General features: G+C 61.8%; 7 protein-coding genes. 5 read left to right on the forward strand and 2 right to left on the reverse strand.

The genetic code is table 11. From position 1 onward, the window contains the following. Positions 1-158: 158 nt before the first annotated feature. On the forward strand, positions 159-725 hold the full coding sequence (locus J5J06_10205) for a hypothetical protein (protein ID MCO6437448.1): 567 nt from the start codon (positions 159-161) through the stop codon (positions 723-725). A gap of 77 nt (positions 726-802) precedes the next feature. Here the strand turns inward: J5J06_10205 and J5J06_10210 are convergent, their stop codons facing one another. Further along, a complete protein-coding gene (locus J5J06_10210; GenBank protein ID MCO6437449.1) occupies positions 803-1,828 on the reverse strand; it encodes an RtcB family protein in 1,026 nt (341 codons plus the stop codon). A gap of 103 nt (positions 1,829-1,931) precedes the next feature. Further along, on the reverse strand, positions 1,932-2,342 hold the full coding sequence (locus J5J06_10215; GenBank protein ID MCO6437450.1) for a hypothetical protein: 411 nt from the start codon (positions 2,340-2,342) through the stop codon (positions 1,932-1,934). Positions 2,343-2,725: 383 nt separating this feature from the next. Here J5J06_10215 and J5J06_10220 point away from each other — a divergent pair, with 383 nt between their 5' ends. From J5J06_10220 to gspG, 4 genes are all read left to right on the forward strand, one after another. After that, positions 2,726-3,190: a cupin domain-containing protein gene (locus J5J06_10220; GenBank protein ID MCO6437451.1), complete on the forward strand. Its 465-nt coding sequence runs from the start codon at positions 2,726-2,728 to the stop codon at positions 3,188-3,190. Positions 3,191-3,195: 5 nt separating this feature from the next. Further along, positions 3,196-3,870: a (d)CMP kinase gene (locus J5J06_10225; protein MCO6437452.1), complete on the forward strand. Its 675-nt coding sequence runs from the start codon at positions 3,196-3,198 to the stop codon at positions 3,868-3,870. 180 nt (positions 3,871-4,050) lie between these two features. Beyond that, positions 4,051-5,247, forward strand: coding sequence for a type II secretion system F family protein (locus J5J06_10230; protein MCO6437453.1), 1,197 nt, complete (start codon positions 4,051-4,053; stop codon positions 5,245-5,247). Between the two features lie 59 nt (positions 5,248-5,306). Then, positions 5,307-5,771 carry a type II secretion system major pseudopilin GspG gene (gspG, locus tag J5J06_10235; GenBank protein ID MCO6437454.1) on the forward strand — a complete coding sequence of 155 codons (465 nt, stop codon included), beginning with the start codon at positions 5,307-5,309 and terminating at the stop codon, positions 5,769-5,771. Positions 5,772-6,000 lie beyond the last annotated feature (229 nt).

Consider the following 6,000-nt stretch of genomic DNA (forward strand, 5'->3'; position numbering starts at 1 on the left):
TCCGGAGGACGGACGAACCGCCCGCCGCTTGTCCCGCCGACCTCGCCTTCGTAGAGTTTCCCGGCCGGCGCCTCTTCTGAGCCGCGCGGCTTCAGCCCGCGCGTACAAACCGCGTCGACGAACTCGCGCCGGTTGGCGCAGCAAGAGGAATCATCGATATGTCAACAATCGTCGCCATTCAGCGAGACGGCCAATTCCTCCTTGCGGCCGACACGCTCGTCACCACCGGCCCCAGCTACTCCGCGCGACAGCGACCGCAATCCAAAATCATGCGCTTCGCCGATTCCTTGATAGGCGTCAGCGGACTCTCCGTTTACGTGAACATCCTCAATCACTGGCTCGACGAGCGCAAGAGGACCTCAGCCCTTGACAGCGAGTCGGAAATTCTCGCCTTCATGTTGGAGTTCTGGCGCGACCTCAGGCAGAATTATCATTACGTTCAAGAAACTCCCGACGGCGACGATCCATCGCCGTTCGCAGACCTCCAGGCCCAATTCCTGATCGTCAATCGCACTGGCATCTTCGACGTCAGGGAGATCCTGAGCATCTCGCGGCACGAGGGATTCTGCGCGATCGGCTCGGGTGCTCCCCATGCCAACGGCGCCTTGGAGGCCTTGTGGGACGCGGAGCAGGACCCTGAGCGACTGGCTCGCCGAGCCATCCAGATCGCCGCCACCTTCGACCGCGCCACGGGTGACGAGGTTGTCGTCTTGCGAGGGTCCTGACGGTACGATTCCCCCGCGCGTCCTCACTCCACAACGTTGCGTGCCATGTCCACGGCGTCTTCGGCGTGAACATGCTCTCAAACGCCTTTGTAGCAGACAATCGGTCGTAACCGCCGGACGATCCGCACCAACTCTCGCTGAGCTCGCATTACTGCATCGATGTCCTTGTAGGCTGCGGGCGATTCGTCAGCAAGCTTGCCCATGATCTTCGCGTCAATCCAGATGTCGGCAAACTGGCGCGAAAGATCCTTGCGGCGTACCTTGGTTCGCGCTGCGCCACGGCTGAGCCTTCGGCCCGCGCCATGTGAGCTCGATGACAACGAGGCCCGCTCGCCGCGACCTTCAACATGATACGTGTGTGTTGCCATCGATCCGGGTATTACGTTACGCAATCCGGATCTCGCCACATTCGCCCCTTTTCGGTGTACCCACATCGGGTTACCGCCATGCTCCTCTCGTTGCACGTGATTGTGATCTGTGTCGAGCCAAGTCTCGCAATCCGGCCTGAGTCCAAGGGTGCTCTCGATGATCGTGGCGGCTTCGCTCAACATCCGTCGGCGGCTCTCAGACGCGTACCGCCTCGCCCAGGCCACATCATTCAGGTACGCCTGTCCGTTGCCAGTGTCAGCGTCCAGCCACGCCAATCCACCACCAACCGCCCGAGCTTGCTGCAGGTGGGCTGCCGTTATGTGCTGCCCCATGGCTCGTGACCCACTGTGTACCATCGCCCACAATCGCCCCTCGTCGTCCTGCTGGAATTCGAGGAAATGATTGCCCCGGCCGAGCGTGCCCAATTCCTCTCGCCCAACACTGAGCGCCTTGGCGACCAAATCGGGCCGACTCAATGAACGGGCATCCAGATCCCCGCACAGTTCAGGCAATCCGGATCGCCTGCGATGACGCATGACGGGCACTGCCCGTGGCAATGAGGCGAGGACCGCTTCCGCCGCGGCACGCCGATTCAGTGGAGAAGCAGATCCCAGGAAGCTGACGACGGCGAAGCCACATCCAATGTCACCGCCGACGGCCGCCGGATAGACGAAATGGTTCGTTGCCACAACGACCCCGTTGCTCACACCGGCCGCAAGGTGCACATCAGGCATCACCGCGACACGGGCGACATCCGGCGCGGAGCATAGCCGCTCAATTGTACGAGAGATTGCTGGTTCCATTGGGTCGACCAACCATGAATTCGCTTTCACGGAGTCACTCATGTGTTACCTCTCCCGAAATGATCGAAAATACGAGCTCAGGCACACGACGTCGTGCAACCGCTTGTCCCACCTCCCATCGCAGGTAACCGCTGCAGTGCTCAATGCGCATGGCAATATGCTGGCGGTCAGCGGTATCGGGAGCCGCGACAATCACTCGTAGGCGCCCGGCGTTGGGTGCGGGTACGACGCTTACTACCGCTACGTCCGTCAATACGTCAAGACTCGGTAGGACAAGCCTCAACACACTTGCGACTTGCTTACACAGTTGCTGCAGCTTCCGATCGTCCTTCTTGGTCCGGTCGACCGTGTGCTTCTTGTCTTCTCGCGGGTCGATTCCGTCATCCGGGTGAAGTTCCGCGCTATAAGCGCGCAGATCTTCCTTATTGCGTTTGCTCGATGGCATAAACGCTCCTTGCTTAGCTTGAACGGGGCAACGCGCGCAGCGGCGCCCTGGAACTCAAGTATCTAGGTTCTGCTAAGGGAGCCCGGCTTGCGTCGAGCCGGTGAAGGAATGAAGATCAGCAGCTCTTCGCGCAGCGAGGCCCCGTGGATTGATCTAACGCAACGAAATACACACGACACCTCCTTTCCGCAAAGAACCATCAATCTATGTCTACTATTATGCGCTACATATGAGGCGGCAGTCAAGCGAAAACGGTTCCCGGGCCATGCCGCCCGCCGCTTGTCCCCCCGACCTCGCCTTCGTAGAGTCTCCCGCGCCACCGCCTCGCCGGGACGCAACGTGCGCCTCCAGCGGAATATGGCAAGAATGACCAGGAATCGTCTATGTCCACACCTCTCGTCCTATCCCCCGACCAAGGCGAAATCCTCAATGTCGTCGGCGATCGCGTCCGCATTCTCGCCGATTCGAGCATGACCGACGGCCGGTGCGTCGTGTTCGAAAACACCACCGATCCCGGCAACGGTCCGCCCCTTCACCGCCACGGCCGGGACGACGAACATTTCTTCGTTGTTGAAGGAACCGTGAAATTCGCTATAGACGGGCGCGAGGTCGTCCTCACCGCCGGCGGGTCGGTGTTCGCCCCGCGCGGCAGCGTGCACACGTTCATGAACGCGGGCACCACGCCCAGCCGCATGATCATCACCTGCTGCCCGGGCGGGCTCGAAGGCCCGTTCCGCGAAGCGGACCGCCTCGCACGCGAAGGCCGCGTCACGCCCGAGACGCTGGCGGAAGCGTTCCGCAAGTTCGACCTGGAGTTCGTCGGGCCGCCTCTCCAAAGGACTGGATGAAGCACATGATCATCACCATCGACGGACCGGCCGGTTCAGGAAAATCCACCGCGGCGCGAAAGCTGGCCGCACGACTGGAAATCGCCTACCTCGACACCGGGGCGATGTATCGAGCGATCGCCTGGGCCGCGCTCAAACGCGGAATCGACCTCGCCGATCCGCAGGCGCTGCTCGTCGTCGCCCGCGACGCCGATCTCGAACTGGACTGCGGGCCGACCCACACCCGCGTCCGCGTCGACGGCCACGACGTGAGCGAAGCCATCCGCTCGTTGGAGGTCAGCAGCGTCACCTCCCGCGTGGCCGTCTGCCAGCCGATCCGCAGCATCCTCGTCGAGCGCCAGCGCCGCATCGCCCGTCAGCTCAAGTCCTGCGTGTCCGAAGGCCGCGACCAGGGCAGCGTGGTCTTTCCCGACGCCGACATGAAATTCGTCCTCGACGCCGACATCGACACCCGCGCCCGCCGCCGCTACCTCGAGATGCAGGCCGAAGGCGAGTCCGTCTCCGTCGATGCCATCCGCCACAACCTCCGCAGCCGCGACGACGTCGACGCCCGGCAATGGGAAGCACTCCTCGCCCCCGGCGCGGCCGTGGTCATCGACACCAGCAACATGAGCATCCACGACGTCATCGAGCGCATGGTAGAGGAGCTTCAGCGCGCCACGGCCGCGAACGGAACGTAACCGAGCGCGGCGGTGCGAATTGAAAACAAAATTTTTCTTGACAGGATTTTTTGTCAAATGCAACGCCCGCCGGGGAGCGTGGTACAATGGGGAGGCGTTGTACGCTCCGCTTCGAGGAGAATCCCGTTCACACAGACTTGTTGTACGATAATGTATTGCAAATGATGAGGTTACGGCCACATGCCTAGCTTCACCTACAAAGCGGTCAACGCCAGCGGCGGGGCGGTAAACGGGGTTCTCACGGCTGAGAACTACCAGGTTGCCCTGCGCCAGCTTGAAGAAAAGGCCCTTTTCCCCGTTTCTGTGACAGAAGGGGTGGATCAGGGGGGCCTGGGGATTCGGCGGCGGCGGGTCAAATCGCACCACCTTACGACGTTCTACAGCCAGTTGGCCGACCTGCTCAAAGCGGGCGTGCCAATGCTGAGATCGCTGGATGTGCTGTCGCGGCAGGCGTCGCAAGGCGCCCTGACGCAGGTCATTAGGGAACTGCGCGAGGACGTGGCCGGGGGCACGTCGCTGGGCGACGCCATGGCCAAGCACCCGCAGGTGTTTTCGAGCTTGTACGCCTCGATGGTGCGGGCGGGCGAGGCGGGTGGTTTTCTCGAGGACGTGCTCCAGCGTATTGCCACGTTTTCGGAGAAGCAGGACGAGCTGCGCAACAAGGTTATCGGGGCGATGATCTACCCCGCCATCCTGGTGTTCGTGGGCTCGATGGTCGTGCTGCTATTGATGCTTTTCGTCGTTCCGAAGCTGCGGGAGCACCTTCGCCCAGAAACGTTCAACGCCCTGACGGTGGCTGTTTTCTGGCTCTGCGATGCGATCCGCGATCACTACATGCTTATGGGCTTTGGCCTGGTGGCGGTGATCGGGGCGATCTGGACGCTGCTCAATACGGAAGCGGGGAAGTCGACGTTTGCGCGATTCAAACTGCGCGCGCCGATTCTGGGCAATATCCTGACGATGGTGGCCATCTGCCGTTTCTGCCGGATTCTGGGCACGATGCTGCACAACGGCGTTCCGATCCTCCAGGCCCTGAAAGTGGCCAAGGATTCGGCGGGAAACGAGATTCTGTCGGGCGTGATCGAGGAATCGGCGGACAGTGTGAAGAAGGGGGCGGCACTTTCCAAGCCGCTGGGCGACAGCGGGCTCTTTCCGCCCGCGGTGGTGGATATGATCGCCGTGGCGGAAGAGAGCAACTCTCTGGAGACGGTGCTGGTACAAATAGCGGACACCAACGAGGCCCGCACCGCCAGACAGATCGATCTGGGGGTTCGCGTGCTGGAGCCTATTCTGCTGGTGATCATGGCCTCGGTGGTATTCTGTATTCTTGTGGCGCTGCTGCTGCCGATTCTGACGATGGGCACGGCAGTGAAATAGGCGAGACCGGATTTCGACAAGCGGGCTGGACCCGAGAAGAGAATCGAGGAGCGAGAAACATGGCTGGACGCAGGAAACAGCAACGACGGCGCGGCTTTACCCTTATCGAGGTGCTGCTGGTGGCAGGAATTCTGGCCCTGCTGGCGGCGTTCGCCATTCCCCGGCTGTTCGGCCAGGCGCGCCAGGCGCAGATTAAGATCGCCGAAGCGCAGGTCGGCCGGAACGGTCCCATCGGAAAGGCGCTGGAAGCCTACAAGTGGGACATGGGGCGGTACCCGGAAACGGACGAGGGGCTGGCGGCGCTCTATCAGAAGAAGGACCAGGTGGACGACGCGCGTTACACGGGACCGTACCTGGAAGGTGATTTCGAGGAGCTGAAGGACCCCTGGGGTGCGGGGTACGAGTACCGTTCACCCGGTGACGTCCACGAGGACGGATACGATCTTTGGAGTCGCGGTCCGGACGGCAAGGACGACGGCGGCAAGGAAGGCAGCGACGATATCAAGAACTGGATTGAGAAGTAGGAAGAAGGCAATAGGCAATAGGCAATAGGCAATAGGCAATAGGAACAAGCCACGAAGCCACGGAGGCACCGAGGGGAAGAAGGCAGTTGGCAGTAGGCAGTAGGCAATAGCGAGAAGAGAAGAGCGGCGCGGGGTGCGTTGGGCTCGGTGCATGGCGGTCGTGCGGACGACGCCCGACGTTCCGCGACCGACGGTGAGCCATGAACCGACCCGTTACCAGCACGTCGCC

The organism is Phycisphaerae bacterium (genome assembly GCA_024102815.1).
Taxonomy (GTDB): domain Bacteria; phylum Planctomycetota; class Phycisphaerae; order UBA1845; family UBA1845; genus JAGFJJ01.

Bases quoted from the DNA above. Each gene is read 5' to 3' on its own strand.
- J5J06_10205 (MCO6437448.1), top strand. From the start codon at position 159: ATGTCAACAATCGTCGCCATTCAGCGAGACGGCCAATTCCTCCTTGCG.
- J5J06_10210 (MCO6437449.1), bottom strand. From the start codon at position 1,828: ATGCCTGATGTGCACCTTGCGGCCGGTGTGAGCAACGGGGTCGTTGTG.
- J5J06_10215 (MCO6437450.1), bottom strand. From the start codon at position 2,342: ATGCCATCGAGCAAACGCAATAAGGAAGATCTGCGCGCTTATAGCGCG.
- J5J06_10220 (MCO6437451.1), top strand. From the start codon at position 2,726: ATGTCCACACCTCTCGTCCTATCCCCCGACCAAGGCGAAATCCTCAAT.
- J5J06_10225 (MCO6437452.1), top strand. From the start codon at position 3,196: ATGATCATCACCATCGACGGACCGGCCGGTTCAGGAAAATCCACCGCG.
- J5J06_10230 (MCO6437453.1), top strand. From the start codon at position 4,051: ATGCCTAGCTTCACCTACAAAGCGGTCAACGCCAGCGGCGGGGCGGTA.
- gspG (MCO6437454.1), top strand. From the start codon at position 5,307: ATGGCTGGACGCAGGAAACAGCAACGACGGCGCGGCTTTACCCTTATC.